Origin of the sequence: Arenimonas sp. (assembly GCF_047602345.1) — a bacterium.
Taxonomy (GTDB): domain Bacteria; phylum Pseudomonadota; class Gammaproteobacteria; order Xanthomonadales; family Xanthomonadaceae; genus Arenimonas.
Window position 1 is genome coordinate 565,774 of record NZ_JASGHN010000006.1, and the last position, 25,151, is coordinate 590,924.

The 25,151-nt window shown below is 66.1% G+C and carries 22 protein-coding genes and 3 pseudogenes; 14 read left to right on the top strand and 11 right to left on the bottom strand.

What is annotated here, in order from left to right:
- Nucleotides 1-4: 4 nt before the first annotated feature.
- The 4 genes and pseudogenes from lspA to murJ all read right to left on the bottom strand — a co-directional run bounded on the left by lspA (nt 5) and on the right by murJ (nt 5,949).
- Nucleotides 5-499 carry a signal peptidase II gene (gene lspA, locus QM707_RS07225; protein WP_415001179.1) on the bottom strand — a complete coding sequence of 165 codons (495 nt, stop codon included), beginning with the start codon at nt 497-499 and terminating at the stop codon, nt 5-7.
- Nucleotides 499-3,350, bottom strand: a pseudogene (gene ileS / locus QM707_RS07230) (isoleucine--tRNA ligase). The gene lspA and the pseudogene ileS overlap by 1 nt, the downstream one beginning before the upstream one ends.
- Nucleotides 3,347-4,303 (bottom strand): bifunctional riboflavin kinase/FAD synthetase, encoded by a 957-nt coding sequence (locus tag QM707_RS07235; protein WP_415001180.1) that lies wholly within the window; start codon nt 4,301-4,303, stop codon nt 3,347-3,349. The pseudogene ileS and the gene QM707_RS07235 overlap by 4 nt, the downstream one beginning before the upstream one ends.
- Before the next feature lie 68 nt (nt 4,304-4,371).
- Complete coding sequence (gene murJ, locus QM707_RS07240) at nt 4,372-5,949, bottom strand: murein biosynthesis integral membrane protein MurJ (protein ID WP_415001181.1); 1,578 nt, start codon at nt 5,947-5,949, stop codon at nt 4,372-4,374.
- 119 nt (nt 5,950-6,068) lie between these two features.
- On the opposite strand from murJ, the gene rpsT reads away from it, so the two are divergent.
- Nucleotides 6,069-6,338 carry a 30S ribosomal protein S20 gene (gene rpsT, locus QM707_RS07245; RefSeq protein ID WP_415001182.1) on the top strand — a complete coding sequence of 90 codons (270 nt, stop codon included), beginning with the start codon at nt 6,069-6,071 and terminating at the stop codon, nt 6,336-6,338.
- Nucleotides 6,339-6,396: 58 nt separating this feature from the next.
- Here the strand turns inward: rpsT and cgtA are convergent, their stop codons facing one another.
- The 3 genes from cgtA to rplU form a co-directional block, all read right to left on the bottom strand.
- Nucleotides 6,397-7,473 (bottom strand): Obg family GTPase CgtA, encoded by a 1,077-nt coding sequence (cgtA, locus tag QM707_RS07250; RefSeq protein ID WP_415001183.1) that lies wholly within the window; start codon nt 7,471-7,473, stop codon nt 6,397-6,399.
- Between the two features lie 174 nt (nt 7,474-7,647).
- Complete coding sequence (rpmA, locus tag QM707_RS07255) at nt 7,648-7,908, bottom strand: 50S ribosomal protein L27 (RefSeq protein ID WP_415001184.1); 261 nt, start codon at nt 7,906-7,908, stop codon at nt 7,648-7,650.
- An 18-nt stretch (nt 7,909-7,926) separates the two neighbouring features.
- Nucleotides 7,927-8,238, bottom strand: a complete 312-nt coding sequence (gene rplU, locus QM707_RS07260; RefSeq protein WP_415001185.1) for a 50S ribosomal protein L21 — start codon at nt 8,236-8,238, stop codon at nt 7,927-7,929.
- 65 nt (nt 8,239-8,303) lie between these two features.
- Here rplU and QM707_RS07265 point away from each other — a divergent pair, with 65 nt between their 5' ends.
- The 4 genes and pseudogenes from QM707_RS07265 to QM707_RS07280 all read left to right on the top strand — a co-directional run bounded on the left by QM707_RS07265 (nt 8,304) and on the right by QM707_RS07280 (nt 14,163).
- Nucleotides 8,304-9,056, top strand: a complete 753-nt coding sequence (locus QM707_RS07265) for a DUF2987 domain-containing protein (protein ID WP_415001186.1) — start codon at nt 8,304-8,306, stop codon at nt 9,054-9,056.
- A 97-nt stretch (nt 9,057-9,153) separates the two neighbouring features.
- Nucleotides 9,154-12,006 (top strand): annotated as a pseudogene (gene uvrA, locus QM707_RS07270) (excinuclease ABC subunit UvrA); the annotation flags it as partial.
- Nucleotides 12,006-12,404 (top strand): acyl-CoA thioesterase, encoded by a 399-nt coding sequence (locus tag QM707_RS07275; RefSeq protein WP_415001187.1) that lies wholly within the window; start codon nt 12,006-12,008, stop codon nt 12,402-12,404. The pseudogene uvrA and the gene QM707_RS07275, both read left to right, overlap by 1 nt.
- Before the next feature lie 100 nt (nt 12,405-12,504).
- On the top strand, nt 12,505-14,163 hold the full coding sequence (locus QM707_RS07280; protein ID WP_415001188.1) for a hypothetical protein: 1,659 nt from the start codon (nt 12,505-12,507) through the stop codon (nt 14,161-14,163).
- Between the two features lie 10 nt (nt 14,164-14,173).
- Here QM707_RS07280 and QM707_RS07285 read toward each other — a convergent pair whose 3' ends face one another.
- The gene (locus QM707_RS07285) at nt 14,174-14,623 is read right to left on the bottom strand and encodes a copper chaperone PCu(A)C (protein WP_415001189.1); all 450 of its coding nucleotides are present in this window, start codon (nt 14,621-14,623) and stop codon (nt 14,174-14,176) included.
- 38 nt (nt 14,624-14,661) lie between these two features.
- On the opposite strand from QM707_RS07285, the gene QM707_RS07290 reads away from it, so the two are divergent.
- Genes QM707_RS07290 through QM707_RS07300 form a run of 3 tightly spaced genes read left to right on the top strand, consistent with a single transcriptional unit; the run spans nt 14,662 to nt 17,274 of the window.
- Nucleotides 14,662-16,146 (top strand): DUF4139 domain-containing protein, encoded by a 1,485-nt coding sequence (locus QM707_RS07290; protein ID WP_415001190.1) that lies wholly within the window; start codon nt 14,662-14,664, stop codon nt 16,144-16,146.
- A gap of 10 nt (nt 16,147-16,156) precedes the next feature.
- On the top strand, nt 16,157-16,906 hold the full coding sequence (locus QM707_RS07295) for an enoyl-CoA hydratase/isomerase family protein (protein ID WP_415001191.1): 750 nt from the start codon (nt 16,157-16,159) through the stop codon (nt 16,904-16,906).
- Nucleotides 16,903-17,274 (top strand): hypothetical protein, encoded by a 372-nt coding sequence (locus tag QM707_RS07300; RefSeq protein WP_415001192.1) that lies wholly within the window; start codon nt 16,903-16,905, stop codon nt 17,272-17,274. The genes QM707_RS07295 and QM707_RS07300 overlap by 4 nt, the downstream gene beginning before the upstream one ends.
- Nucleotides 17,275-17,280: 6 nt before the next feature.
- On the opposite strand, the gene QM707_RS07305 is transcribed toward QM707_RS07300, so the two are convergent.
- The 3 genes and pseudogenes from QM707_RS07305 to QM707_RS07315 form a co-directional block, all read right to left on the bottom strand.
- A complete protein-coding gene (locus QM707_RS07305) occupies nt 17,281-18,132 on the bottom strand; it encodes a sulfurtransferase (RefSeq protein WP_415001193.1) in 852 nt (283 codons plus the stop codon).
- Nucleotides 18,129-18,934, bottom strand: a pseudogene (locus QM707_RS07310) (CoA pyrophosphatase). Before QM707_RS07310 ends, QM707_RS07305 begins: the two are co-directional and overlap by 4 nt.
- Before the next feature lie 50 nt (nt 18,935-18,984).
- Complete coding sequence (locus QM707_RS07315) at nt 18,985-19,713, bottom strand: FKBP-type peptidyl-prolyl cis-trans isomerase N-terminal domain-containing protein (protein WP_415001194.1); 729 nt, start codon at nt 19,711-19,713, stop codon at nt 18,985-18,987.
- Between the two features lie 134 nt (nt 19,714-19,847).
- Between QM707_RS07315 and QM707_RS07320 the strand changes: the two genes are divergently transcribed.
- The 6 genes from QM707_RS07320 to nth are packed head-to-tail and all read left to right on the top strand — an operon-like array spanning nt 19,848 to nt 25,137.
- Nucleotides 19,848-20,630, top strand: coding sequence for an enoyl-CoA hydratase/isomerase family protein (locus tag QM707_RS07320; RefSeq protein ID WP_415001195.1), 783 nt, complete (start codon nt 19,848-19,850; stop codon nt 20,628-20,630).
- Between the two features lie 5 nt (nt 20,631-20,635).
- On the top strand, nt 20,636-22,132 hold the full coding sequence (gene rsxC, locus QM707_RS07325) for an electron transport complex subunit RsxC (RefSeq protein WP_415001196.1): 1,497 nt from the start codon (nt 20,636-20,638) through the stop codon (nt 22,130-22,132).
- Nucleotides 22,129-23,175 carry an RnfABCDGE type electron transport complex subunit D gene (locus QM707_RS07330; protein ID WP_415001197.1) on the top strand — a complete coding sequence of 349 codons (1,047 nt, stop codon included), beginning with the start codon at nt 22,129-22,131 and terminating at the stop codon, nt 23,173-23,175. Before rsxC ends, QM707_RS07330 begins: the two co-directional genes overlap by 4 nt.
- Nucleotides 23,172-23,861: an electron transport complex subunit RsxG gene (rsxG, locus tag QM707_RS07335; RefSeq protein ID WP_415001198.1), complete on the top strand. Its 690-nt coding sequence runs from the start codon at nt 23,172-23,174 to the stop codon at nt 23,859-23,861. The genes QM707_RS07330 and rsxG overlap by 4 nt, the downstream gene beginning before the upstream one ends.
- Nucleotides 23,858-24,499 carry an electron transport complex subunit RsxE gene (rsxE, locus tag QM707_RS07340; protein WP_415001199.1) on the top strand — a complete coding sequence of 214 codons (642 nt, stop codon included), beginning with the start codon at nt 23,858-23,860 and terminating at the stop codon, nt 24,497-24,499. Before rsxG ends, rsxE begins: the two co-directional genes overlap by 4 nt.
- The gene (gene nth, locus QM707_RS07345) at nt 24,469-25,137 is read left to right on the top strand and encodes an endonuclease III (protein ID WP_415001822.1); all 669 of its coding nucleotides are present in this window, start codon (nt 24,469-24,471) and stop codon (nt 25,135-25,137) included. The genes rsxE and nth overlap by 31 nt, the downstream gene beginning before the upstream one ends.
- Nucleotides 25,138-25,151: the final 14 nt, after the last annotated feature.

Genomic DNA, 25,151 nt, shown 5'->3' on the forward strand with positions numbered 1-25,151 from the left:
GTCATTATCCGCCCTTCTTCGCCCCGAAGCTGAACAGCACCAGCCCGACGGCCCCGACCACGATGCAGGAGTCGGCGATGTTGAATACTGGCCAGTGGTGGTTCCCGATGTACCAGTCGACGAAATCGATCACATGGCCGATGCGCAGGCGGTCGATGACATTGCCTAGCGCGCCGGCGACGATCAGGGCGAACGGCAGGGCGCTGCGCCAGTCGGCGCGACGCGTCCGGCTGAGCATCACGACCAGAATCACACTGATGACCAAGGCCAATCCGATGAAGAACCAGTGCTGCCACCCATCCGCGCTTGCCAGGAAGCTGAAGGCAGCACCGCGGTTGTAAGCCAGTCTCCAGTTCCAGAAGCCGTCGATGAAGACGATGCTGTTGCCTTCCCACTGCAGGGCGGACAGAGCGATGTGCTTGGTCCACTGGTCCAGTGCTATCAACGCCAGCGAAAGCGCCAGCCAGGCCACGGCGTTGGGTTTGACGGCAGCGCGCATCAGAAATACCTGCGGACTTCGCCGCCGCCGTTGACGTTCTCGACGCAGCGGCCGCAGAGCTCCGGATCGTCGCCATGCGCGCCCACATCGGCGCGGTAGTGCCAGCAGCGCACGCATTTGCCATGCGCCGAAGGCCTGGCCACGATCCAGGCATCCACGCCCTCGCCCTTGATGGCATCCGCGGGCTTTTCGCCGCTCGGACGCAGTTCGAGCGTCGAGGTGATGAACAGGAATCGCAGCTCTTCGCGACCCGCAGAATCGAATGCGTCGAAATCGCCGTAGATGTCCACCTCGGCCTGCAGCGAGGCGCCGATCTTGCCGTCCGCGCGCATCGGCTCGAGCACTTTGCTGACCGCCTCGCGCAGCGCCAACACGCCGGACCCATTAAGCTTCAACGACGCGGCGCGATACTGGCCGTCCGACGGCAACGCAACATCGATGTCAGCCTTGGTCACGAACAGCACTTCCTTTTCTCGACCGCCGGGCAGTATTGCCAGACCTCCTGCGCCGTGAAGCTCAGGATCGGCGCGATCCAGCGAACCAGGGCTTCGGCGATGCGGAACATCGCGCTCTGCGCCGAACGCCGGCCACGGCTGTCGACTTGCATCGTGTACAAACGATCCTTGGTGACGTCCAGATACAACGCACCCAGGTCGTTCGTGCAGTAGTTCTGCACCAGCGACACGACGCGGGCGAAGTCGTACTGCTCGTAGGCCTTCCAGATCTCGTCGTTGAGATCGCGCGCTTTCGCCATCGCCCACTGGTCGAGCAGCAGGCAATCGCCGTGCGCGACCAGATGCGTCGCCGGATCGAACCCATGCAGGTTGCCGAGCAGGAAGCGCGCGGTGTTGCGGATGCGGCGGTAGGCGTCGGCGCTGCGCTTGAGGATGTCGTCGGAGACCGACATCTCGTTGCGATAGTCGGCCGAAGCGACCCACAGGCGCAACACGTCGGCGCCCAGCTGATCGATGACCTTCTGCGGCTCGACGACGTTGCCGATCGACTTCGACATCTTGCGACCCTGCGCATCTACCGTGAAGCCATGCGTCAGGCATTGCTGTAGGGCGCGACGCCGTCCATCGCGATGCCGGTCAACAGCGAACTCTGGAACCAGCCGCGATGCTGGTCTGAACCTTCGAGGTACATGTCGGCCGGCTTGCGTAGGCCTTCGTCCCACGCGCGGCCAGCACGCCCTCATGGGTCACGCCGGAATCGAACCAGACGTCGAGGATATCGGTGACCTTTTCGTAGTCTGCCGCCTCGGCGCCGATTAGTTCGTCCGCATCGATTGCGTACCAGGCGTCGGCGCCGCTTCGTTCGACGCGATCGGCGACGGCGCGCATCAGCTCGACGCTGCGGGATGCAGCTCGCCGCTGACGCGATGGATGAACAGCGCGATCGGCACGCCCCAGGTGCGCTGGCGCGAAATGCACCAGTCGGGGCGGTTCTCGATCATCGCCCGGATGCGGGCCTCGCCCCAGTCCGGGACCCAGCCACTCTCCCGATCTTCGAATCGCTTCGAGCGCGTCACGGCGCAGGCCGGCCTGGTCCATCGAAATGAACCACTGCGGCGTGGCGCGGAAATGACGGGCGTTTGTGCCGCCAGCAATGCGGATAGCTGTGCTGCAGTTTCGCATCCGCCAGCAGGCTGCCGTTCTCGCGCAGCAGATCGACGATCGTATCGTTCGCCTTGCCAGATGTATTGCCCAGCAACAAATCGGCGTGTCCGGCAGGTAAACGGCCGTTGCCGTCGATCGGATTGAGTTGGTTCAATCGACGAGGCCGTACTACTGGCCGACGACAAAGTCTTCCTGGCCGTGGCCGGGCGCCGTATGTACGGCGCCGGTGCCGGCGTCGGTGGTGACGTGGTCGCCGAGCATGATCGGGATGACGCGCGTCGTAGAAGGGATGCACCAGCACCTCGTTCTGGAGCGCCGCACCTTCGCATGCCCGTGCAGGACCGTCGCGTCCAGGCCATAGCGCTTCACCGCCGCATCGGCCAAGGCTTCGGCCAGCACCAGCAACTGGCGGCGGCCATTGCGCGCCGGTCCCTCGACCAGTACGTAGTCGAGATTCGGCGCCCAGCGTCACCGCCAGCGACGCGGGCAAGGTCCAGGGGGTCGTCGTCCAGATCGGCACGGCAACCAGCGCATCGCCAGCGTCCATGCCGAAATGCGCCGCGAGCTTTTGCGGATCGCGCGCTTCATAAGCGACATCCACCGCCGGCGAGGTCTTGTCGGCATATTCGATTTCCGCTTCGGCCAGGGCCGAGCCGCAATCGAAGCACCAGTGCACCGGCTTCACGCCGCGCGCGAGGTGCCCGCGCTCGATGATCTTGGCCAACGAGCGCAGCATGTCCGCCTCGAAGGCGAAATCCATCGTGCGATACGGCCGCTTCCAGTCGCCCAGCACGCCGAGTCGCTGGAAATCCTTGCTCTGCCCCACGATCTGCTCGCTGGCGTACTCGCGGCACTTCGGCGCGGAACGCCGCGGCATCGAGCTTGTCGCCGACCTTGCCGTGCTTCTTCTCCACCACCAGTTCGATCGGCAGGCCGTGGCAATCCCAACCCGGCACGTAGGGCGAATCGAAGCCGGCGACGAGCTTCGACTTCACCACCATGTCCTTCAGGATCTTGTTGACCGCATGACCGATATGGATGGCGCCGTTGGCGTACGGCGGTCCATCGTGCAGCACGAAGCTGGGGCGACCTTTCGATTTCTCGCGCACCTGCGCATACAGGTCGGCCTGCTGCCAGGCCGCGAGCATGCCGGGCTCGCGCTTGGGCAGGTCGCCGCGCATCGGGAATTCCGTCTCCGGCAGGGAGATGGTGCTCTTGTAGTCCTTGCTCACGCGTTCGCTCCGAGTGCTTCCGTGTCGTGCCGCAAAATCTTCCGCGCCTGCTGCGCGTCAAGGTCCATCTGCCGGACCAGGGCCGGCAGGTCGTCGAACTTCAGCTCGTCGCGCAGCTTCGCGACGAACTCCACTTCGATGCGCTGCCCATACAGGTCGCCATCGAAGTCGAACAGATGTGCTTCGAGCAATGGCTCGGTGCCGAACACCGTCGGTCGCGTACCCAAGCTCGAAACGCCGGGCAGGCGCTGCGCGCCGACGCCATGCACCCAGGTCGCGTAAATGCCGGTCAGCGCCGGCCGTTTGCCCGCCAGGCGCAAATTCGCCGTCGGGTATCCGAGCTTGCGGCCGAGTTGCTTGCCGCGCACCACCTTGCCCGAGATCGCGTAACGCCGCCCCAGGGCCTGGGCCGCGCCGTCGAGGTCGCCAGCGGCCAGCTGCAGGCGCAATCGCGTGCTCGACACGCGCTCGTCGCCGACGATGACCGGCGCGATCTCGCCCGCGTCGAAACCGAGTTCCGCGCCCATGCGTTGCAGCAACGCGATGTCGCCGCTACGGCCCTTGCCGAAACGGAATTCCGGACCGACCCAGACTTCCCGCGCCGACAAGCGTTGCACGAGCACCCGTTCGACGAATTCCTCGGCGCTGAACGAGGACAGCTTGCGGTCGAAACGCAGCAGTCCGACCGCCTCTATACCCAGGTCGCGCAAGCCTTCGAACTTGGCGCGCGGCAACAACAGGCGCGGCGGCGGCAAGTCCTTCGAGAAGAACTCGCGCGGCAGGGGTTCGAAACTCAGTGCGACCGTGGGCAAACCCAACGCGCGGGCACGCGACCGCGCGTGGTCGACCAATGCCTGATGCCCGCGATGCAGGCCGTCGAAGGCACCGATGCAAACCACGCTGCCCTGCGGGCAAAGCGATTTGCCCTCGACGTCACGGAACAGCCGACTCATGGGCTCAAGTATAGCCGTCCGACGCCCGCCCAAGCCCGGTTCCGGTGCCGCCGTGCGTGCAACCGGACTCAGGCTTCGCGCAGATGCCGCGGCCGCAATCCGGCGATCAGCAGGCCGATCGCATAGGCCACGGCACCCGCCGCCACGGCCGCCAGAAGCCAGGCGATGCGATGCGTCGCCGACAAAGTTCCCCAATCGCCGACGTGTTGGCGGACCAGGAGCACTGCCGCAGTCATCAGGGCACAGCCCAGGACGATCTGCAGGGCCAGGCGCCACCAACCGCGCTCCGGTCGGTACAGGCCGTCGCGGCGCAAGTAGCGCCAAAGCAGCCATGCATTGCCCATGCCCGCGAGCGCCGTGGCCGCTGCGATGCCGCCGTGCGCCGCCTCCACGCCCTGGCGCCACAACGGCGTGACGAGCGCGATCGTCAGCCCGATGTTGAGGAAGACGGTGATCACCGCCGCGCGCATCGGTGTGCGCGTGTCCTGGCGTGCGTAGAATGCCGGCAACAGGACCTTGCTGAGCATGAAGGCCGGAACGCCCAGGCTCATCGCGGTCAGGCTGACGGCGACCATCGCCGAATCGTGCGGCGTGAACTGGCCGTACTGGAACAGGCTGGCGCACAGCGGTTCGGCCAACAGGGCCAGGCCCAGGCCCGCCGGGATGCTGACGAGGCTGACCATGCGCAGGCCCCAATCGAGCGCATGCGAGTAGCCGGCGGCGTCCGTCGCCGCGTGCCGGCGCGAGAGATGCGGGAGGATCACCGTACCGATGGCCACGCCAAACAGGCCGAGCGGAAATTCGACCAGGCGATCGGAGTAGTACAGCCAGCTCTGCGCATTCGCGACCAGCAGGGACGCGAACATCGTGCCGACCAGCAGGTTCAGCTGCGCCACCGACGACGAAAAGATCGTCGGCAGCATCAGGCCGAACACCTTGCGCACGCCGGGATGGCGGAAGTCGAAGCGCAGTCGCGGTCGCAGGCCGAGGCGACCCAAGGCCGGCCAGAGCAAGAGCAACTGCAGCAGACCGGCCAGGAATACGCCCCAAGCCAGGGCGTATTCGCGGATCTCGAAATAGCGGGCCAGCAGCAGCATGGCCAGGATCACGCCCAGGTTGTGCAGCACCGGCGTGAAGGCCGGCAATCCGAAGCGGCGGAAGCTGTTGAGCACCGCACCGGACAGCGCCGTCATCGAAATGAAAGCCAGGTAGGGAAAGGTGATCCGCAGCATGTCGGCCGTCAGGGCGACCTGATGCGAGTCCTTGCCGGCGAAAAGCAGGAAGACCCTCGCTATCCAGGGCGCCAGCAGCATGCCCAGACCGGTGATCGCCAAGACGACGGCCAGCAGGGCGCCGGCCACGTGGTTCAGGAAGTCCTGCAGGGCGGCCTCGTCGCCCTTCTCCCGCAGTTCGGACAGCACCGGCACGAAGGCCGAGGAGAAGGAGCCCTCCGCAAAAATGCGGCGCAGGTAGTTTGGAATGCGGTAGGCGACCACGAAGGCGCTGACCGCCGGCCCGGTGCCGAACAGGCTAGCCTGGAGCTGGTCGCGCACGAACCCGGCCACGCGCGAGAGCATGGTCATCGCGCTGAACACGGCGGTCGAGCGCAGCAAGCCCGGGCGGCGGTCGGGCGCGGCCTGGCTCATGCCGCCCACCCCGCTCGGGTTCGGACCGGACCTATTTGACTCAAGCCATTGAATCGGCCATACTTTCCAGTCTTACGCACCACTTTCACCTTCACCGAACCGTTTCCCAGGAATTTCCAGTGGCCAACATCAAGTCCGCCAAGAAGCGCGCCAAGCAGACCCTGGTCCGCAATGCCCGCAACGCCAGCCAGCGTTCCATGCTGCGTACCGCCGTCAAGCGCGTGCTCAAGGCGCTCGACGCCAACGACGCCGCCGGCGCCGAAGCCGCGTTCAAGACCGCCGTGCCGATCCTCGATCGTTACTCCGCGCGTGGCTTGATCCACCGGAACAAGGCTGCTCGCCACAAGAGCCGCATCAACGCCCGCATCAAGGCGCTGAAAGCCGCTTGATCCCCGGATCGCGGCATTGAAAAAGCCGGCGCAAGCCGGCTTTTTTGTTGCCTGGATTTCAGTCATCGCGCGCGGCCATGGCGCTGCGCGCCGCGGCGTCTTCCGCCGCTTCCAGCGCCGCATGCTTCTGGTCGTCGAAGAACTGCTGGATCTTGAGCATGATCGGCCAGGTGCCGTCGCGACCGATCGCCGAAACGATGAACCAGGGCTGGTCCCATTCCAAGGCCTTCACGATGGCTCGTGCGCGCTCGTCGCGTTCCTCGTCCGACAGCAGGTCGCCCTTGTTGAGCACCAGCCAGCGCGGCTTCTCCAGCATGCCCGGATCGTACTTGCGCAGCTCGGCCTCGATGGCACGGACCTGCTGCGCCGGGTCGATGTTCTCGTCGAACGGCGCCATGTCCACCAGGTGCAGCAGCAGGCGCGTGCGCTGCACGTGGCGCAAGAACAGGCTGCCGAGGCCGGCACCGTCGGCGGCGCCTTCGATCAGCCCGGGAATGTCGGCAATGACGAAACTGCGGTAAGCCTCGACGCTGACGACGCCGAGGTTCGGATAGAGCGTCGTGAACGGATAATCGGCCACCTTGGGCGTCGCCGCCGAAACGGCGCGGATGAAGGTGCTCTTGCCGGCGTTCGGGAAGCCGAGCAGGCCGACGTCGGCCAGCAGCTTGAGTTCGAGACGGATGTCGCGCTCTTCGCCCGGCGAACCCGAGGTCGCCTTGCGCGGCGCGCGGTTCACCGAACTCTTGAAATGCACATTGCCCTTGCCGCCTTCGCCGCCCTGCGCGACCTTCAGTCGCTGCCCGTGTTCGGTCAGGTCGCCGATGATCTCGTCGGTGGCGACATTGATGATCTCGGTGCCGATCGGCACGCGGATCGTCACGTCGTCGCCGGCTTTGCCGTACATCTGGCGGCCCATGCCGTTCTCGCCACGCTGCGCGCGGAACTGGCGCTCGTGGCGGAAATCGATCAGCGTGTTGAGGTTCTCGTCGGCTTCGACCCAGACGCTGCCGCCATCGCCGCCGTCGCCGCCGTCCGGGCCGCCGAGCGGGATGAATTTCTCGCGCCGGAAACTGACGCAGCCATTGCCGCCGGCGCCAGCGAACACGGTGATGACGGCTTCATCGACGAATTTCATGGGAAGCGATTTCCGTGTTGCGGCGTGGCCGCGATGACTGCGATCGGCCGGCGTATTCTAAGGCTACGACGGACGGAACTGTTTGGGCCGACGGTGAGCGGAAAGTTCAACCGCCCGTCCCAAAAACACGAAGCCCCGCCGGAGCGGGGCTTCGCCTCAACCTGGTCGTCCGAATTACTCGGCCGGAACCACGCTGACGGTGCGCCGCTTGCTCGGGCCCTTGACCGAGAACTCCACCGTGCCGTCCGCGAGGGCGAACAAGGTGTGGTCGCGGCCCATGCCGACGTTGGCGCCGCGATGGAACTCGGTGCCGCGCTGACGGACGATGATGTTGCCGGCTTCGACGGCCTGGCCGCCGAAGATCTTCACGCCGAGATACTTCGGGTTGGAATCGCGGCCGTTACGGGTCGAGCCTACGCCCTTTTTTGATGCCATGACGTTTTCTCCTTGACCTTAGGCCGTGATGCCGGTGATTTCGAGTTCAGTGAAGTACTGGCGATGGCCCATCTGCTTGCGATGGTGCTTGCGTCGACGGAACTTCACGATGCGAACCTTGTCCAGACGACCGTGGGATTTCACGGTGGCCTTGACCAGGGCGCCTGCGATGTTGGGAGCGCCGACGCTGATCTTGTCGCCGTCGCCGATGAGCAGCACCTTGTCGATGTCGACATTGCTGCCCACTTCGGCTTCGAGCTTCTCGACGCGAAGCGTTTCGCCCTTCATCACGCGGTACTGTTTACCGCCGGTGACAATTACTGCGTACATGACCGGAATTCCTCTGTAGTTATTTTGGACAACCTGACCCGCGGTCACGGGACAGAAGCGGAATTTTGCGGGAAAACTCCTTTGTAGTCAACAAACTATCTCTTCGCCCCCCAATCCGGACCCCTGCCCCGATGAGCCTGAGCACCTTGCCCGCCCGCTTCCCCTTCCTGCCCCGCGCCCTGGTCCTGCTGGGCCTCCTGATGGCCGGCCCCGCCTCGGCCGAGTGGCGGGACATCCCCTATGAGGATGTCGCCAAGATGCCGCTGGGCCTGAAAAAAGCCGACCCCCAAGGCATTTACAGCTTCCATTTCACCGCCAAGCCGGCCGAAGGCAAGACCACCCTGCCGCCCGACCTGCAGATGCGGATCAAGGTCGGCAATCAACTGGTCCCGGTGCCTATCGGCCCGGACGGCAAGGTGGATATGCCATTCAGGCAGGACTGGTCGGATGCCGACGCCCAGGTCCAGGTGAACCAGCCCAAGGGTTCGTTCCGGATGAGCTTCAGCATGAAGGCCCGCGTCCCGCCCGGCACCCGGATGAGCTATGCGACGCTGACGGAATCGGCTGCGGTGATGGAACGCGGCATCAAGCAGATGGCCGGCATGCTCAGCCTGTTCGCGCCCAAGGTGAAGGCCTTCACGCTCGAATTCGAAGCCGGAGCGGGCCAGACCGCCACCTTGATCTGGCCCGACGGCAAGAAAAAATCATGGAAAACCGACGGCAAGCACCAGATCAACCTGCCGTGGAAGCCCGACTGGCGCAATGTGCAGGTGGAACTGAGCGCGCCGCTGAAGGAGCTCGGTCCGCAGCTCAAGTAAACGGCGGCGCAACCCGCTCGCGTCCGGCGCTTGCGAGGGGTCGGGAGGACCTCCACGTCCTGCTAAACTGCCCTGTTCCGACCCCTGCAGATCCCGCATGGACACGATCCGCATCCGCGGCGCGCGTACGCACAACCTCAAGAACCTCGATCTCGACCTGCCGCGCGACCGGCTGATCGTCATCACCGGCCTGTCCGGCTCGGGCAAGAGTTCGCTCGCCTTCGATACGATCTACGCCGAGGGCCAGCGCCGCTATGTCGAGTCGCTGTCGGCCTACGCGCGGCAGTTCCTGTCGGTGATGGAAAAGCCCGACGTCGACCACATCGAAGGCCTGTCGCCGGCGATATCGATCGAGCAGAAATCCACTTCGCACAACCCGCGTTCGACCGTCGGCACGATCACCGAGATCTACGACTACCTGCGCCTGCTGTTCGCCCGCGTCGGCACGCCGCGCTGCCCGGACCATGGCTTCCCGTTGGAGGCGCAGACCGTCAGCCAGATGGTGGACCAGGTGCTGGCCCTCGACCCGGAGCAACGCTACATGCTGCTGGCGCCGGTCGTGCGCGAGCGCAAGGGCGAACACGTGCAGGTGTTCGAGCAATTGCGCGCCCAGGGATATGTGCGCGTGCGCGTCAACGGCCAGCTCTACGAGATCGACCAGGTGCCGGCGCTGGGCCTGCGCAACAAGCACAGCATCGAAGCGGTGATCGATCGCTTCAAACCGCGCCCCGACCACAAGCAGCGACTGGCGGAGAGCTTCGAGACCGCGTTGAAGCTCGGCGACGGCCTGGTCTCGGTCATGAATATGGATGATGAGAAAGCGCCGCCGCTGCTGTTCTCGTCGAAATTCAGCTGCCCGGTCTGCGACTACTCGCTGCCGGAGCTCGAGCCACGCCTGTTCTCGTTCAATTCGCCGGTCGGTGCCTGCCCGAGCTGCGACGGCCTCGGCATCACCGATTTCTTCGACCCCTCGCGCATCGTCGTGCATCCCGAGCTGAGCCTGGCTGCCGGCGCGGTGCGCGGCTGGGATCGCCGCAACGCCTACTACTTCCAACTCATCGCCTCGCTGGCCAAACACTACGGCTTCGACGTCGATACGCCCTGGAGCGATCTCGGCGAAAAGATCCGCCAGGCCGTACTGTACGGCAGCGGCGACGAAGTCATCAGCTTCACCTATCTCACCGAAGCGGGCGGTCGGACGCAGCGCAAGCACAAGTTCGAAGGCATCATCCCGAACCTCGAGCGTCGTTACCGCGAGACCGAATCGCAAGCGGTCAAGGAGGAACTGGCGAAGTTCATCAGCGACCGCCCCTGTCCGGATTGCGGCGGCGCACGCCTCAACAAGGCGGCGCGCAATGTCTTCGTCGCCGAACAGAACCTGTCGCAGATCACCCAGCGGCCGGTCGACGACGCGCTCGAATTCTTCTCCAAGCTCAGCCTGGTGGGCTGGCGCGGCGAGATCGCCGTGAAAATCGTCAAGGAGATCCGCGAACGCCTGCGTTTCCTGGTCGATGTCGGCCTCGACTACCTGACGCTGGAGCGCAAGGCCGACACGCTGTCCGGTGGCGAAGCGCAGCGCATCCGCCTCGCCTCGCAGATCGGCGCCGGGCTCGTCGGCGTGATGTACGTGCTGGACGAGCCGTCGATCGGCCTGCACCAGCGCGACAACGAACGCCTGCTCGGCACGCTGACGCGCCTGCGCGACATGGGCAATACCGTCATCGTCGTCGAACACGACGAGGACGCGATCCGCCTGGCCGACCACGTGCTCGATATCGGCCCCGGTGCCGGCGTGCACGGCGGCGAGATCGTCGCGCAGGGAACGCTCGACGACATCCTGAAATCGCCGCGCTCGCTGACCGGCGCTTTCCTGTCGGGCCGCCGCAAGATCGAAGTACCGGCGAAGCGCCACGCCGCTAATCCCAAGATGATGCTTCACCTGCAGGGCGCCACCGGCAACAATCTGAAGGACGTCGATCTGTCGATCCCGGCCGGGCTGTTCACCTGCATCACCGGCGTATCGGGTTCGGGCAAGTCCACCCTGATCAACGACACCCTCTTCCATATCGCCGCCAACGAACTCAATGGCGCCTCGCATACGGTCGCGTCGTATCGCGAAGTCGACGGCGTCGACCTGTTCGACAAGGTCGTCGACATCGACCAGTCGCCGATCGGTCGTACGCCGCGTTCGAATCCGGCGACATACACCGGCCTGTTCACGCCGCTGCGCGAACTGTTCGCCCAGGTGCCGGAAGCGCGCGCGCGCGGCTACTCCCCCGGCCGTTTCAGCTTCAATGTGCGCGGTGGCCGCTGCGAGGCCTGCCAGGGCGACGGCCTGATCAAGGTCGAGATGCACTTCCTGCCCGATGTCTACGTTCCCTGCGACGTCTGCCACGGCAAACGCTACAACCGCGAAACGCTGGAGATCCTCTACAAGGGGCACAGCATCCACGACGTGCTCGAGATGACGGTCGAGGATGCGCTGAAACTGTTCGAACCCGTGCCGACCCTGGCGCGCAAGCTCGAAACCCTGGTCGATGTCGGCCTCAGTTACATCAAGCTCGGCCAGAGTGCGACGACGCTGTCGGGTGGCGAAGCGCAACGCGTGAAACTGTCGAAGGAGCTGAGCCGGCGCGACACCGGCCGCACGCTGTATATCCTCGACGAACCGACCACCGGCCTGCATTTCGCCGACATCGAGCACTTGCTGACCGTGCTGCACAAACTGCGCGACGACGGCAACACCATCGTCGTTATCGAGCACAATCTCGACGTCATCAAGACCGCGGACTGGGTGATCGACCTCGGTCCCGAAGGCGGCCATCGCGGCGGCCAGATCGTCGCCGAAGGCACGCCGGAACAGCTGGCACGCAACGAAGCCTCGCATACCGGCCGTTTCCTGGCACGCCTGCTCGAACAGGAAAAGCCCTCACGGAAGAAGTCGGCAGCATGAAACTCCTGTTCGACCTGCCGATCGAAGTCCGCTGGCGCGATCTCGACGCCTTCAACCACGTCAACAACCAGAACTTCCTCGGTTACGTCGAGGAGGCGCGCGTGCGCTGGTTCAAGTCACTGAGCAGCGATTGGGCGAACGAAACCTCGGCGCCGATCCTCGCGGCGATCGCGATGAACTACCGGCAGCCGATCGGTTGGCCGGAGAGCCTGCGCGTGCAGCTGTTGGCCGAACGACTCGGCACGAAGTCGGTAACGCTGGCGCATCGCATCTTCGCCGCCGACGCGCCCGACACCCTGTACGCCGACGGCAACACGGTGCTGGTTTGGGTCGATCGCGCCGGCCAGAGCGTCGCCTTGCCGCAAGCCGTGCGCGCCGCCTGCACGGCAACCTGAGCTTCCCCGCCCTCGTTCCCGCTTAGGCGTATGCTCTGCCCAGCAGGCAGGGGAAGCGGCCGGCCGGCCCTTCGATCCGCCTCGAACCAGGGGAAGGATCATGCGGATCGTCACCGGACTCGTCGCGTTTTCCCTGCTCGCCCCCGGCGCGAGCGCCTACGGCCAGGACAGGCAAGGCTCGCCTGAACTCCAGCCGGTGATCCGGGAGCTCGCCATCGACAACCGCGGTTCCGACGACGCCATCGTGGTGTTGTCGCGACCCTCCGCGAACACGCCTTTCATGCGCGCTAGCAAGTTGCCGCCCGGCGGCGGCGACAACATGCGCTTGCCGGATCTGTCGGCGCTGTTCGCGACCGTCATCCGGCGCAGCGACGTGAAGCGCGCCGAGCTCGCTGAAAAAGGCGGCGAGCCCAAGGACGACGGGAAGAACAATCGCCGCGCGCTGCTTGGCCTGGGCCTGGCTTTGGCGAAAACCGGGGGAAGCAGGAAGAAGGATGGCGACAACCGGGACCACGAGGACCACGAAGAACACGAAGAACATGAAGAACACCAGGAGTCCTCCGGTCATGAGGACAACTACGGCCGGCCGAAGGACGAACCCCGCGACGAAAATCCCTCGGGCTACCAGTTGCTCCTCGGTACCGCCAAGGATCGGAACGACGAGAGGCGCGGTGAGGACACGTCGCCTCCCGATACGCGTACCGAGATCAGGGCCACCGACGGCGATGGCACCATCGTCGTGAACGGCGTCGCGATCACGGTGACTACCGGCACGGCGCCGCAGGAATCGGACGAGGCCTTCGATGAATACGGTCGGCCGCGCAACGGCGACGCCCGCGACGAGAATCCGGGGACGTACCACGTCGTCACCGGCAATTATCTCGGCACGCAGACCGCCGAAAACAAAGCGGATCCGCCACCGGCCAAGCCCGGACAGGCGATGTCGGTGGCGCCGACGCCGGTGAATTCGAGCGTGTCCAACAAGGCGCCCGAGCCCTGCTTCTGCGGTCCCGACGTCACCGCCGCCTACATCGTCGCGCTCAAACGCGCGCACGATCGCATCAAGGCCCTGCCGGATTCCGAAACCGGCCCCTGGGATGGCGCGTGGTTCCTGTCGCGCAACGCCGGCTCGATGGACGAAATCGCGCGCGGCGTGCCGCTCCCCGGCAAATCGAACGAGGAAGGCGATGCGGGCGCCAACATGCTTTGCCCTTCCGGACCCTGCGGCGACTTGCCCGGCGCCGGCTCTGGCACGTTGAGCATCTGCGGCGTCTGCCTGCCCAAGCACGTCGGCAACGACATCATGTACGGCTTCGTCGGTTACCTGCTGGGCGTGCCGACCGATATCCAGAACGCCGGCGGACACTGGGCGCAACTCAACACGGCGTATTCGAGCTGGGATCCGCCGCAGTCGCGTGCGGCCTACGCGATCGGCCGCAACATCGCCCATCTCGAAAGCCCGCTGGTCTGGGGCGGCGTGTTCAACGAGGAAAACGTCTGCAAGCTGTTCAACGGCGCCGCGCACTACACCGGCAACGAAATCACCACGCCGGTCAAGCGCAACAGCGCGGTCGGGTTCATCCAGGAAACCTATCCAGCCCTGGCGAACTGCCCACATTGCCCCACGGACGCGACGCAGCCGGGAACCTTGCTGCGCGACTGGACGACATCGACCTGGACGCTGGATGACGGGACGCGGGTCTATCCGCCCGGCTTCGACCCGAATGCGCCGGTCGACGAATCCGGCGAAGGCCAGTAGAGGCGCGAGGTCAGCGCGCCGGCGCTTCGCGCCTGACCTCGTACTCGGCGAACAGCTTGCGCCCGTCGCCGAGGATCAATCGGATACGCACGCGACTGCCGGCCGGTAGCGCGCGCAACGGCCGCATCAGCATCAGATGGCGCCCGCCGGGCTCGAAAATCAGTTTCGACTTCGCCGGCATGACCAACTCGCTCGTATGCCGCATCTTGCTGACGCCGTTTTCCACGATCGTCTCGTGGATCATCGCGTCGCCGAAGTCCATGCTCTCGACGCCGGCGATCGCAACGGGCTTGGCGCAGTCGTTCCGCAGCGTCAGGTAACCCGCCATCATCGCCGTGCCCGGCGGCGCGGCGCGTACCCAGGCACGCTCGATCTTCGGCGCGCAGGCCTCCGGCGATGCAACGGCAGCTGAAGCGGCGAGGAGCAGGAGCAACCCCGTCAATCCGTGTTTTGCGTTCATGGGCCTATGATAACCCGCGCCCCTCAACGGAGCTCCGCATGACCCGCAACCTGATCGCTTCTTCCATCGCCACCATCCTCGCTGCCGCCATGACCACGCCTACTTCCGCCGCCGACCGCCAACTCACCATCTACAGCGGCGACTTCGACTCGGTCTCGCAGTCCGAAGCGCAGTCCGGTGGCCCCGGCTTCGCCTTGGTCGAGAGCCGCATCGCCTTCAACCTCAAGAGTGGCGACAACCAGGTCAGTCTCGGCGGCCTGCCGCAAGCGCTCGATGCCAGCTCGGTGATGCTCAAGCCATCCAGCGCCGGCACGCGCGTGCGTGGCCAGCGATTCGATTTCGCCGTCGCCGGACAGGACGAATTGCTGCGTCGTGCCCTCGGCCAGACGGTCAGCGTCGAACAGGCCGTCGGCGATGCGCGCCAGACCTTTACCGGCATGCTGATCTCGGCCGGCAACGGCCTGACGCTGCGCCTGGCCGATGGACGCATCAAGGTGCTTTCCGGTTATTCGAGCTTCGAACTGCCGCGCCTGCCCGATGGCGTTGTCAACGAGCCGACGATGAACTGGTCGATCGCCAGCGATCGTGCCGGCATGCAGGATTTCGGCCTGAATTATTCGACCGCCGGCCTGGCCTGGCGCGCCGAATACAACGTCAATGCCAACGGCATCGGCAAGGACTGCAAGATGTCGCTGGAAGGCGCGGCGATGGTGGTGAACCGCTCCGGCGCCGACTTCAACGACGTGATGCTGACTCTCGTCGCCGGCGAACCGCGCCGTGCGCCGGAGTCTTCGCCGAAGGCGATGATGTACGCGCGCGCTGCGGCCGCGCCGATGGCGGCCGATTCGGCCGTGGCCCCGCAGGCCTCGGGCGAGTATCAGGCCTACAAGTTGCCGAATGCCGGTTCGCTGCCGCAGGGCAGCGTGCAGCGCCTGCCGCTGGTGAATCCGGCCAGCGGCATCGCCTGCGAACGGCGCTACGAAACCAGTTCGCAGATGGGCGACTGGCGCCCGCCCTACCCGATCGTCGACGAGAACTACGGCGCTGGCGAAGGACAGGAACAACCCGTGCTGGCGACGCTGCGCTTCAAGAACAGCAAGGCCGTCGGTCTGGGCATTCCGCTGCCGGCCGGCCGCGTGCGCATGTTCGACGGCAACGACTTCCTCGGCGAGGCCCAGATCGGGCATACCGCGGCGAACCAGGATGTCGCGCTGCAGATCGGCGACGTCTTCGATCTGAAGGCGCAACGCACGCGCGAGAATTTCCAGCTCGATCGCAACGGCCGCACGATGACCGAAACGGTGAAGCTGGTGCTGCGCAACTCCAAGCCCGGCGCGGCGACGGTGCGCGTGAACGAGCAGCTGCCGCGCTGGACCGACTGGGAGATCGTTTCCAGCTCGCTGCCGCACGAGAAACGCAGCGCCCAGCGCATCAGCTTCGACGTGGCGGTGCCGGCCGACGGCGAAGTCGAATTGCGCTACACGGTGCGCTATCGTTGGGCTCCCGACGTGAAGCTACCCTGAGGCGACCGCAATGATCGAAGTGATCCGCCATGGCTACATCCACGAGTTGCGGATGGCGCGACCGCCGGTCAATGCGCTCAACGACGACCTGTTGGGCGCACTGATCGAAGCGATAGAAGCGGCGCCGGCGCATGGCGCGCGCGGCCTGATCCTGTCCGGTGGCGAGAAGGTGTTCTCCGGCGGCATGGACGTGCCCTACCTGCTGACGCTCGATCGCGCCGGCCTGAAGGCCTGCTGGTCGCGTTTCTTCGGCGCGGGACGTGCGCTGGCACGATCGCCGATCCCGGTCGTCGCCGCCATCGCCGGGCACAACCCGGCCGGCGGCTGCGTGCTGGCGCTTTGCTGCGACTATCGCATCATGGCGCGCGGGCCGTTCCGCATCGGCCTCAACGAAACGCAGGTCGGGCTCGCGGTGCCGGATGCGATCCAGTTCCTGCTGCGTCGCGTCGTCGGGCCGCATCGCGCCGAGCGCCTGGTGGTCGCCGGCGCGATGGTGGAGTCGGAGCAGGCCTTGCAGTACGGCATGGTCGACGAGCTCACCGACGCGGGTGAAGTCGTCACGCGCGCCGTTCGTTGGCTGGAAGAGCTGTTGGCGCTCCCGTCCGGTCCGATGCTCGCGACGCGCGCGCTGGCGCGGGCCGATGTCATCGCCGCGCTGGAGGGTTTCGCCGAGCCCGAACTCGAATGGTTCATCTCCGGCTGGGATTCCCCCGATACGCAGGCCGCACTGAAAATCCTGATGGCGAGGCTGAAGAAATGAAAACGACGTTGCGCGCTTTCCTGGCGATGCTGCTGCTCGCCCTGCTTACCGCCTGCTCCAAACCCGTGCCGGAGGCGCAGAAGGACTATGTCGGCCTGTGGGAAGCGAACGAGATGCGCCTGCTGATCACCGCCGACGGCACGCTCGACTACAAGCGCGTGCAAGGCGGCGGCAGCACGTCGATCAATGCGCCGATCCAGGAGTTCACCGCATCCGGTTTCAGCGCCGGCCTCGGCCCACTGAAGACCGAATTCAAGGTAGGCCAGGCGCCGCACCAGGTCGAAGGCGTGTGGAAAATGACGGTCGATGGCGTCGAACTGACGCGCAACGATTCCGGCGGTTTCGCCGGCAACACCGAGAAGCAGTAGGCGCGACTATTTCGCGACCGGATGCGCGGAGTCGGCGATCCAGCCGCTCCACGACGGCGGAAAGATGCGGGCGCCGCGCAGGCCGGCGTGTTCCATGGCCAGCAGGTTGTGGCAGGCCGTTACTCCGGAACCGCAGTACAGCACCACTTCCTGCGGCGCACGATCGCCGAGCAGCGCATTGAACTCCTCGCGCAACTCGATCGCGGGCTTGAAGCCGCCGTCGCGAAGATTGAGTGCGTAGTGCCGATTGACCGCGCCCGGGATATGCCCGGCAGCCTTGTCCAGCGGCTCGACCTCGCCGCGATAGCGCTCGGCCGCGCGCGCATCGATCAGCAGAAAGGCGCCGTCGGCAACGGCGCGACCGATCTCGTCCACGCTGGCCGCCTCGCGATCGCGATAGCGCGCCTGGTAGTGCCCGGGAACGATCTCGGGCGCTTTGCTTTCGACCGGCAGACCCAGCGCGGTCCAGCGCGCGAAACCGCCGTCCAGCACCGCAACGGCCTCATGGCCGATGCGTTTCATCAGCCACCAGAACCGCGCCGCGGCCATCGCGCCATCGCCGGCGTCGTAGGCCACCACTTGCGATTGCGGCGTGATGCCGAGGCGCTCGAGCAGGGCGCAGAAGTCGCCGTCGTCGGGCACCGGATGACGCCCTGCCGTGGGCGGCTTGCGATGGTCGCTCAGGTCTCGATCGAGATGCGCATAACCCGCGCCCGGGAGATGCGATTCGCGCCAGGCGATTTCGCCGGCCTCGGGATCGGCGCCCGCCAGCACGAAGCGGCAATCCACGATCGCGAGATTCGACTGGCCGAGTGCGGAGGCGAGTTCCAGCGCGGATACCAGGGTCGTCCAGCTCATGCTCTTGCCTCCAGCCGCTGTCGGAAGTTCACCAACATCGCCGCCGTCGCACCCCAGATGCTGTAGTCGGCGTAGCGGAATTCGACCAGGGCGCGTCGTCCGCCACGATATTCGACTTCCAGCTCTTTCGCATTGGCCGCGTCCATCAGGAAGTCGAAAGGCACCTCGAAGGCTTCGGCGACTTCAGAAGGATCGATCCGTGCGACGAAACCGGCGTCGATGCGCGCAACCACCGGAAACACATGGAACCCGGTGATGGTCACGAACGGATCGAGATAGCCCAGTGCCTGCACGGATTCCGCCTGCAGCCCGACTTCCTCCCGCGCTTCGCGCAACGCGGCAGCGACGGGATCGGCGTCGCTGTCCTCGATCCGTCCGCCGGGAAAACTGACCTGGCCGGCGTGATGGCGCAGGGAATCGGTGCGGCGCGTAAGCAGGATCTGCCAGGTGTCCGTGCGTTCAACGATTCCCACCAGCACGGCAGCCGGACGCAGCGAACGTCCCTGGTCGGGAAGCAGATCGATCAGTTCGGCGAGATTCCAGCCCGGTGCGGGCGGCGGCGAATCGAGAGGGTGCAGTGCACCGGCGATGCGGGCGAATTCCTTGCCTGCTGCGCTCACGCGCGCTGCGCCTCGCGCAACGGCAATACGTCTTCCATCAGGTGCAGTCGCTCGTCGTCGTTCATTTGCGACCAGCGGGCGATTTCCGCCGAGCTGCGATGGCAGCCCTCGCACAAGCCGTTGCCGTCCAGCGAGCAGATGCCCACGCAGGGGCTGAGAACGGCGCGGAAAGAATGATTCATCGGAGCGGCAAAAAAAATCGCGCCGGCTTGCGCCGGCGCGATCGGATCGATTACTTGACGCTGATGAGCTTGACGTCGAACACGACCGCCTGGCCCGGGCCGCCCGGTGCGCGCGGATCGTTGCCATAAGCCTTTTCCGGCGGCAGGGTGATTTCCCAGCGCGCGCCGTTCTGCATCTGCATCAGGGCTTCCTTGAGACCAGCCGGCAGGATCGGCGGGAACTCGCTCATCTTGAAGCCGGCCGGCTTGCCGTCGGGGCTGTTGTAGGTGTTCATGAACATTTCGCCCGAGATCAGCGTGCCGCGCAGCTGGACCTCGACCTGGCTCGCAGCGGTCGGCTTGGCGCCGGTACCGGCGTCGATCACGCGGTACTGGATGTTGCCGCCCAGCGTGGTCACGCCCGGCTTGGAGCGATTGGAAGCCAGGTAAACATCGGACTTCTGCTTGTTCTCGCGCAGAGCCTTGTCGTAAGCCGCCTTCTGCTGGCCGACGATCTTGTCCTGGAACTGGCGCAGGGCCGCTTCCATCTTGTCCTTCGACACGGTGGCCGGGCGCTTGGCGTAAGCGTCCTGCAGCGCGCGGACGACGGTGTTGACATCGATGTCGGTACCGGTGGCCGACAGGCCATCGCCGAAGTCGTAACCGAGCGCGTAGCTCAGCGTGGCCTTGTCGGCGACCGGAGCAGCGGCCGGCGCCGCAGCAGGCGCGGTCTGGGCCAGGGCCGAGGCCGAGCTCAGGGTAAGGGCGGCCAGGGCAACGGCCAGGGAACGCAACTTCATCAGCGAAACCTCCAGTGGAAGACGGGGCGGCATCGCGCCCCGAGTGGACGCGATAGGATAACGGCCCGCAGGCTTAACCGCCACTAAGCCGACGTCCCGGATCCGACCCCCAACCCCCTCCAAAGTTCCCGAACATGAGCTATCGCAACCTGTTGATCGAAGACCAGGGCGCCGTCCGGCGCATCACCATCAACCGCCCGGACAAGCTGAATGCCCTCAACCACGAGACGATCGGCGAACTCCACGACGCCTTCGCACGAGCCGAAGCCGCCCCCGGCGTGCGGGCCATCGTGCTGACGGGTGCGGGACCCAAGGCCTTCGTGGCCGGGGCCGACATCGCCGAGATGAATGGCCTGAGCCCGGTCCAGGCGCGCGATTTCTCCCGTCACGGCCAGCGTCTGATGAGCCGGATCGAGGAACTGGGCAAGCCGGTCGTGGCCATGGTGAACGGCTTCGCGCTCGGCGGTGGCATGGAACTGGCAATGGCCTGCCATCTGCGCATCGCGTCCGATGCGGCGAAGCTGGGCCAGCCGGAAGTCAACCTGGGGCTCATTCCCGGCTTCGGCGGCACGCAACGCTTGCTTCGCCTGGCCGGGCGCGGCCCCGCCCTGGAGCTGTGCCTGCTCGGCCAGCCGATCGACGCCGGCCGCGCACTGGCGATGAATCTCGTGACCCGTGTCGTACCGGCGGCCGAGCTCGAAACCGAAACCATGAAGATCGCCATGCAGCTCGCGGCGGCCGCGCCGCAGGCGATGACGGCGATGATCGGCGCGATCGTGCTCGCAGGCGAAGCACCGTTGTCGACCGCACTCGACTACGAGAGCCAGGCGTTCGCGGTCACTTTTTCCACCGACGACATGAAGGAAGGCACCGGCGCATTCCTGGAACGGCGCAAGCCGGAATTCATCGGTCGCTGAACGGCTTGGACGCCGGCGCACCGCTGCGATTGCATCGGTTCCATGGCGGATCGGCGCTGGCCGGGCACAAGGCCGAATCGGTTCCGGCGTCGATCCGCGCCTGCCCTTCGCCGCCTGTGCTGAGCCTGCGTTTGCGAGCGCCGTATGGCGGCAGCCTGACCGCCTGCGTCCTTGTCGGCCAACGGGTACGGGCGGGCGAAAGAATCGCCGATGCGACAGGCCGGGCAGCGGCATTGCATGCACCGGCCTCGGGCGAAGTGATCGCGGTTACCGACGACCTGATCCGCATCCGCGTCGTCGCCGATGGCGAAAACGATGCGGCATTGCGCTTGCCGTCGATGGATGTCGCCACGGCCGATGCCGAATCGCTGCGCGCGCGCATCGCCGAGGCCGGCATCGTCGGGCTCGGCGGCGCCGGTTTTCCCGCCGCGGAAAAGCTCGCGAGCGCGGCATCGGCCCCGCTGCTGATCGTCAACGGCGCCGAATGCGAACCCTGGATCGCCTGCGACGACGCCCTGCTGCGCGAACAGGCGGCGGATGTCGTGCGCGGCACCGCCTTGCTTGCGCAGGCGCTCGGAGCGGGTCGCGCACTGATCGCGGTCGAAGACCAGATGGTCGAAGCCTGGACGGCGGTTCGCGATGCGCTTGCGACCGGCGCGTTCCCGTCGATCGCAATGGTCCCCGTGCCTACCGTGTATCCGACCGGAGGCGAACGCCAGCTGATCGAAGTCTTGACCGGCAGGCAGGTGCCGAGCGGCGGATGGCCCAGCGACATCGGCGTGACGGTGCACAACGTCGGCACCGCTTTCGCGGCTTGGCGCGCGGTCGCGCATGGCGAAGTGCTGACGCATCGCATCGTCACCGTCACCGGCCCGGGCGTCGCGAAACCCGGCAACTACCGCGTGCCGGTCGGCACGCCGGTGGAACACCTGATCGCACAGGCCGGCGGTTACACGCCGGCGGCCGCCCGTCTGTTGCTCGGCGGCCCGCTGATGGGCGAAGCGCAGGCGGACGACAGCGTACCGATCGAAAAGCAGCATGGCTGCGTGCTGGTGCTCGGTGCAGCGGACCTGCGCGACGAAACGCAACAGCTGCCCTGCATCCGCTGCGGCGACTGCGCGCGCGACTGCCCCGCGCAGCTTCAACCGCAAGAGCTGTTCCGGCATTGGCGGGCGAACAACCTGGACCGCGCCGGGAACGATGGCTTGTTCGACTGCATTGAATGCGGCTGCTGTGACCTTGTCTGCCCCAGCCATATCCCGCTGACGCAGCGCTTCCGCGAAGCCAAGCAGGAGATATCGGCGCAGCGCGCCCGCACGCAACGCGCCGACGATTCGCGGCGGCGATTCGAAGCGCGCAACGCCCGCCTGGCACGCGATGCCGCCGAGCGCGCGCAGCGCGATGCCGATCGCAGCAAGCGCGGCGCGTCGGCGGACGCCGTCGCGGCCGCCATCGAGCGCGCGAAAGCCAAGCGCCAGGCGCCGAAGGACGATCGGCCATGAAGACCTTCGCGGTCGGCGCCGCGCCGCATGTCCCGGCGCCCAACAGCGTGCGGCGCACGATGGGCCTGGTGTTGCTGGCGCTGCTGCCCGGCGCCCTTGGCCATCTGTGGTTCTTCGGACCGGGCATCCTGATCCAGATCGCACTGGCCATCGCGTTCGCGCTGGCGATCGAAGCCGGCATGCTGAAGCTGCGCGACCGGCCCCTGCGGCCCTTCCTCGGCGATCTCAGCGCGCCGGTGACGGCGGTGCTCTTCGCGTTGTGCCTGCCGCCGCTGGCACCGTGGTGGATCGCCGCGCTCGGCATGTTGGCGGCGATCGGCCTGGCCAAACATCTGTACGGCGGACTCGGTTCCAACGTGTTCAATCCCGCGATGGTCGGTTTCGCCGTCGTCCTAGTGTGCTTCCCGCGCGAACTCGGCCATTGGCTGCCGCCGAGCGGACTGACGACGAATCCCGACGTTCCCGGCTTCGTCGATTCGCTGCGTGCGATCTTCACCGGTCGACTACCGGCGCCCTGGGGTTGGGACGCGCTGGCGCAGGCGACGCCGCTCGACACCGTGCGCGAACTGAGCCAACGCGGCGAGACGATCGGCGAGATCCGGCACGACCCCGTGTTCGGCGATTTCGGCGGTCGCGGTTGGGAATGGATCGCCAATCTCTACGCCATCGGCGGTCTGTTCCTCTTGTGGAAGCGCGTCATCAGCTGGCATACGCCGGTCGCCGTGCTCGGTACCGTCGTTGCGCTCAGCCTGCCGGTATGGGCCTACGATCCGGACATCCATCCGTTTCCGCTGCAGCACGTGTTCTCCGGCGCGTTGATGCTGGGCGCCTTTTTCATTGCCGCCGATCCGGTCACCGGCTGCAGTTCGCCGCGCGGCCGACTGATTTTCGGCGCCGGCGTCGCCGTGCTGACGCTGGTGATCCGGCGTTGGGGCGCCTATCCCGATGGCCTGGCTTTCGCGGTGCTGTTGATGAACTGCGCGGCGCCTTGGATCGACCTGCACACGCGTCCGCGCGTCTACGGCGAAAAGGCGTCGCCATGACGGCGATGCCCGCTCCGGCCTTGCGCGCCATCGCTGGTCTTGCGGGAGTGGCCGTGCTGGCGACGGGCTTGCTGGCCGGCATGCATGCATTGACGCGCGAACGGATCGATGCGGCGAAAAGAACGGCGCAGAAGCAGGCATTGGCCATCGTCCTGCCGTCCGCGCTGTACGACAACGCCCCGCTGTTGGATGAGGTCCGGATCACGGCGCCCGCCTGGCTCGGTACCGAAGAGGACGTGAGCGTGCATCGCGCCAGGCGCGGCGGCAGCCCGACAGCATTGGTGCTCGAAGCCGTCGCCCGGGAAGGATACGGCGGACCGATTTCCCTGCTCATCGGCGTGGACCGTACGGGCCGCATCACCGGCGTGCGAGTAACCGCGCACAAGGAAACGCCAGGCCTGGGCGATGCCATCGACATCCGCCGCAGCGGCTGGATCCGCGGCTTCGATGGCCGCGCGCTCGGCAATCCGCCCGACGCCGGCTGGGCGGTTAAACGCGACGGAGGCGACTTCGATCAGCTCGCCGGCGCCACGTCGACGCCGCGTACCGTCGTGAAAGCGGTGCATCGCGTCCTCGAATTCGTTCGCCGGCATGGCGACCGCATCTACGCCGCGCCTTCGGGAACGTCATTGCGTTTCGACGACGCGCCGGAATCGCCAACGCCGGCGACGGGAGCGCCACGATGAACACGACGCCCCGCCGCATCCTCGAATATGGCGTGTCCAGCGGCAATGTCGGCCTGGTGCAGCTCCTCGGCCTTTGCCCCTTGCTCGCCGTCAGCCACAACACGCTCAATGCGCTCGGGCTTGGCCTCGCCACGCTGTTGGCATTGGTCCTGACCAATCTTGCCGTCGCATCGATACGCCGTCTGACGCATCGCGACGTGCGCATTCCGATCTTCGCGACGGTGATCGCGGCCGTCGTCACCGCCATCGAATTGGCGATGCGCGCCTGGCTGCCGGAACTGCATGCGGTGATCGGCCTGTTCGTGCCGCTGATCGCCAGCAACTGCGCACTGCTGGGTCGGGCCGAGGCGTTTGCGTCGCGGCAGTCGCCGGCGCGCGCGGCGATCGATGGTTTCGCCGCCGGCCTCGGTTTCCTCTGGGTCTTGCTCGCCGTCGGAGCGATCCGCGAACTGATCGGCAGCGGCCGATTGTTCGCCGAGGCCGGTCGCCTGCTGCACGCACCCTGGCTGGAATGGCACCCCCTGCCCGGTTACGAAGGCCTGTTGCTGGCCACCTTGCCCATCGGCGCCTTTCTTGCGCTCGCGTGCCTGATCGCCATGCGGCAAGCCTGGCGGCAACGAAGGAGCGTGGATTCGTGAAACCGGAAGCGCGCCGCGAGCTGTTCGCCCGGCTGGCCGAACTCAACCCAAAACCGACGACCGAACTGGTCTATTCGACGCCGTTCGAGTTGTTGCTGGCGGTGATCCTTTCCGCGCAGGCCACCGACGTCGGCGTGAACAAGGCGACCAAAAAACTCTTTCCGGTCGCGAACACCCCCGAAGCCATCCTGGAGCTCGGCGAAGCCGGACTGAAGCGTTACATCAACAGCATCGGCCTGTTCAACGCCAAGGCGGCCAACATCATCGCGACCTGCCGTCAGCTCATCGAAGAACACGGCGGCGAGGTGCCGCGGTCGCGCGACGCGCTGGAGGCGCTTCCCGGCGTCGGTCGGAAAACGGCGAACGTCGTGCTCAATACCGCGTTCGGCGAAGCGACGATCGCGGTCGACACGCATATCTTCCGCGTCGCCAACCGCACGGGCCTCGCGCCCGGCAAGACGGTACGCGAGGTGGAAGACAAGTTGATGAAAGTCGTTCCCCCGGAGTACCGGTTAGACGCTCACCATTGGCTGATCCTGCACGGCCGCTACGTCTGCAAGGCGCGCAAGCCCGATTGCCCGCAATGCGTGATCCGCGACCTGTGCCGTTACAAGGACAAGACGTCGTCGCCGGATTGAAGCGAATTCACGCG

Bases quoted from the DNA above. Each gene is read 5' to 3' on its own strand.
- QM707_RS07275 (WP_415001187.1), top strand. From the start codon at position 12,006: ATGAAACTCCTGTTCGACCTGCCGATCGAAGTCCGCTGGCGCGATCTC.
- QM707_RS07290 (WP_415001190.1), top strand. From the start codon at position 14,662: ATGACCCGCAACCTGATCGCTTCTTCCATCGCCACCATCCTCGCTGCC.
- QM707_RS07300 (WP_415001192.1), top strand. From the start codon at position 16,903: ATGAAAACGACGTTGCGCGCTTTCCTGGCGATGCTGCTGCTCGCCCTG.
- rplU (WP_415001185.1), bottom strand. From the start codon at position 8,238: ATGTACGCAGTAATTGTCACCGGCGGTAAACAGTACCGCGTGATGAAG.
- rsxG (WP_415001198.1), top strand. From the start codon at position 23,172: ATGACGGCGATGCCCGCTCCGGCCTTGCGCGCCATCGCTGGTCTTGCG.
- QM707_RS07305 (WP_415001193.1), bottom strand. From the start codon at position 18,132: ATGAGCTGGACGACCCTGGTATCCGCGCTGGAACTCGCCTCCGCACTC.
- cgtA (WP_415001183.1), bottom strand. From the start codon at position 7,473: ATGAAATTCGTCGATGAAGCCGTCATCACCGTGTTCGCTGGCGCCGGC.
- rpmA (WP_415001184.1), bottom strand. From the start codon at position 7,908: ATGGCATCAAAAAAGGGCGTAGGCTCGACCCGTAACGGCCGCGATTCC.
- QM707_RS07285 (WP_415001189.1), bottom strand. From the start codon at position 14,623: ATGAACGCAAAACACGGATTGACGGGGTTGCTCCTGCTCCTCGCCGCT.
- QM707_RS07295 (WP_415001191.1), top strand. From the start codon at position 16,157: ATGATCGAAGTGATCCGCCATGGCTACATCCACGAGTTGCGGATGGCG.
- lspA (WP_415001179.1), bottom strand. From the start codon at position 499: ATGCGCGCTGCCGTCAAACCCAACGCCGTGGCCTGGCTGGCGCTTTCG.
- QM707_RS07320 (WP_415001195.1), top strand. From the start codon at position 19,848: ATGAGCTATCGCAACCTGTTGATCGAAGACCAGGGCGCCGTCCGGCGC.
- rsxE (WP_415001199.1), top strand. From the start codon at position 23,858: ATGAACACGACGCCCCGCCGCATCCTCGAATATGGCGTGTCCAGCGGC.
- murJ (WP_415001181.1), bottom strand. From the start codon at position 5,949: ATGAGCCAGGCCGCGCCCGACCGCCGCCCGGGCTTGCTGCGCTCGACC.
- QM707_RS07315 (WP_415001194.1), bottom strand. From the start codon at position 19,713: ATGAAGTTGCGTTCCCTGGCCGTTGCCCTGGCCGCCCTTACCCTGAGC.
- QM707_RS07330 (WP_415001197.1), top strand. From the start codon at position 22,129: ATGAAGACCTTCGCGGTCGGCGCCGCGCCGCATGTCCCGGCGCCCAAC.
- QM707_RS07280 (WP_415001188.1), top strand. From the start codon at position 12,505: ATGCGGATCGTCACCGGACTCGTCGCGTTTTCCCTGCTCGCCCCCGGC.
- QM707_RS07235 (WP_415001180.1), bottom strand. From the start codon at position 4,303: ATGAGTCGGCTGTTCCGTGACGTCGAGGGCAAATCGCTTTGCCCGCAG.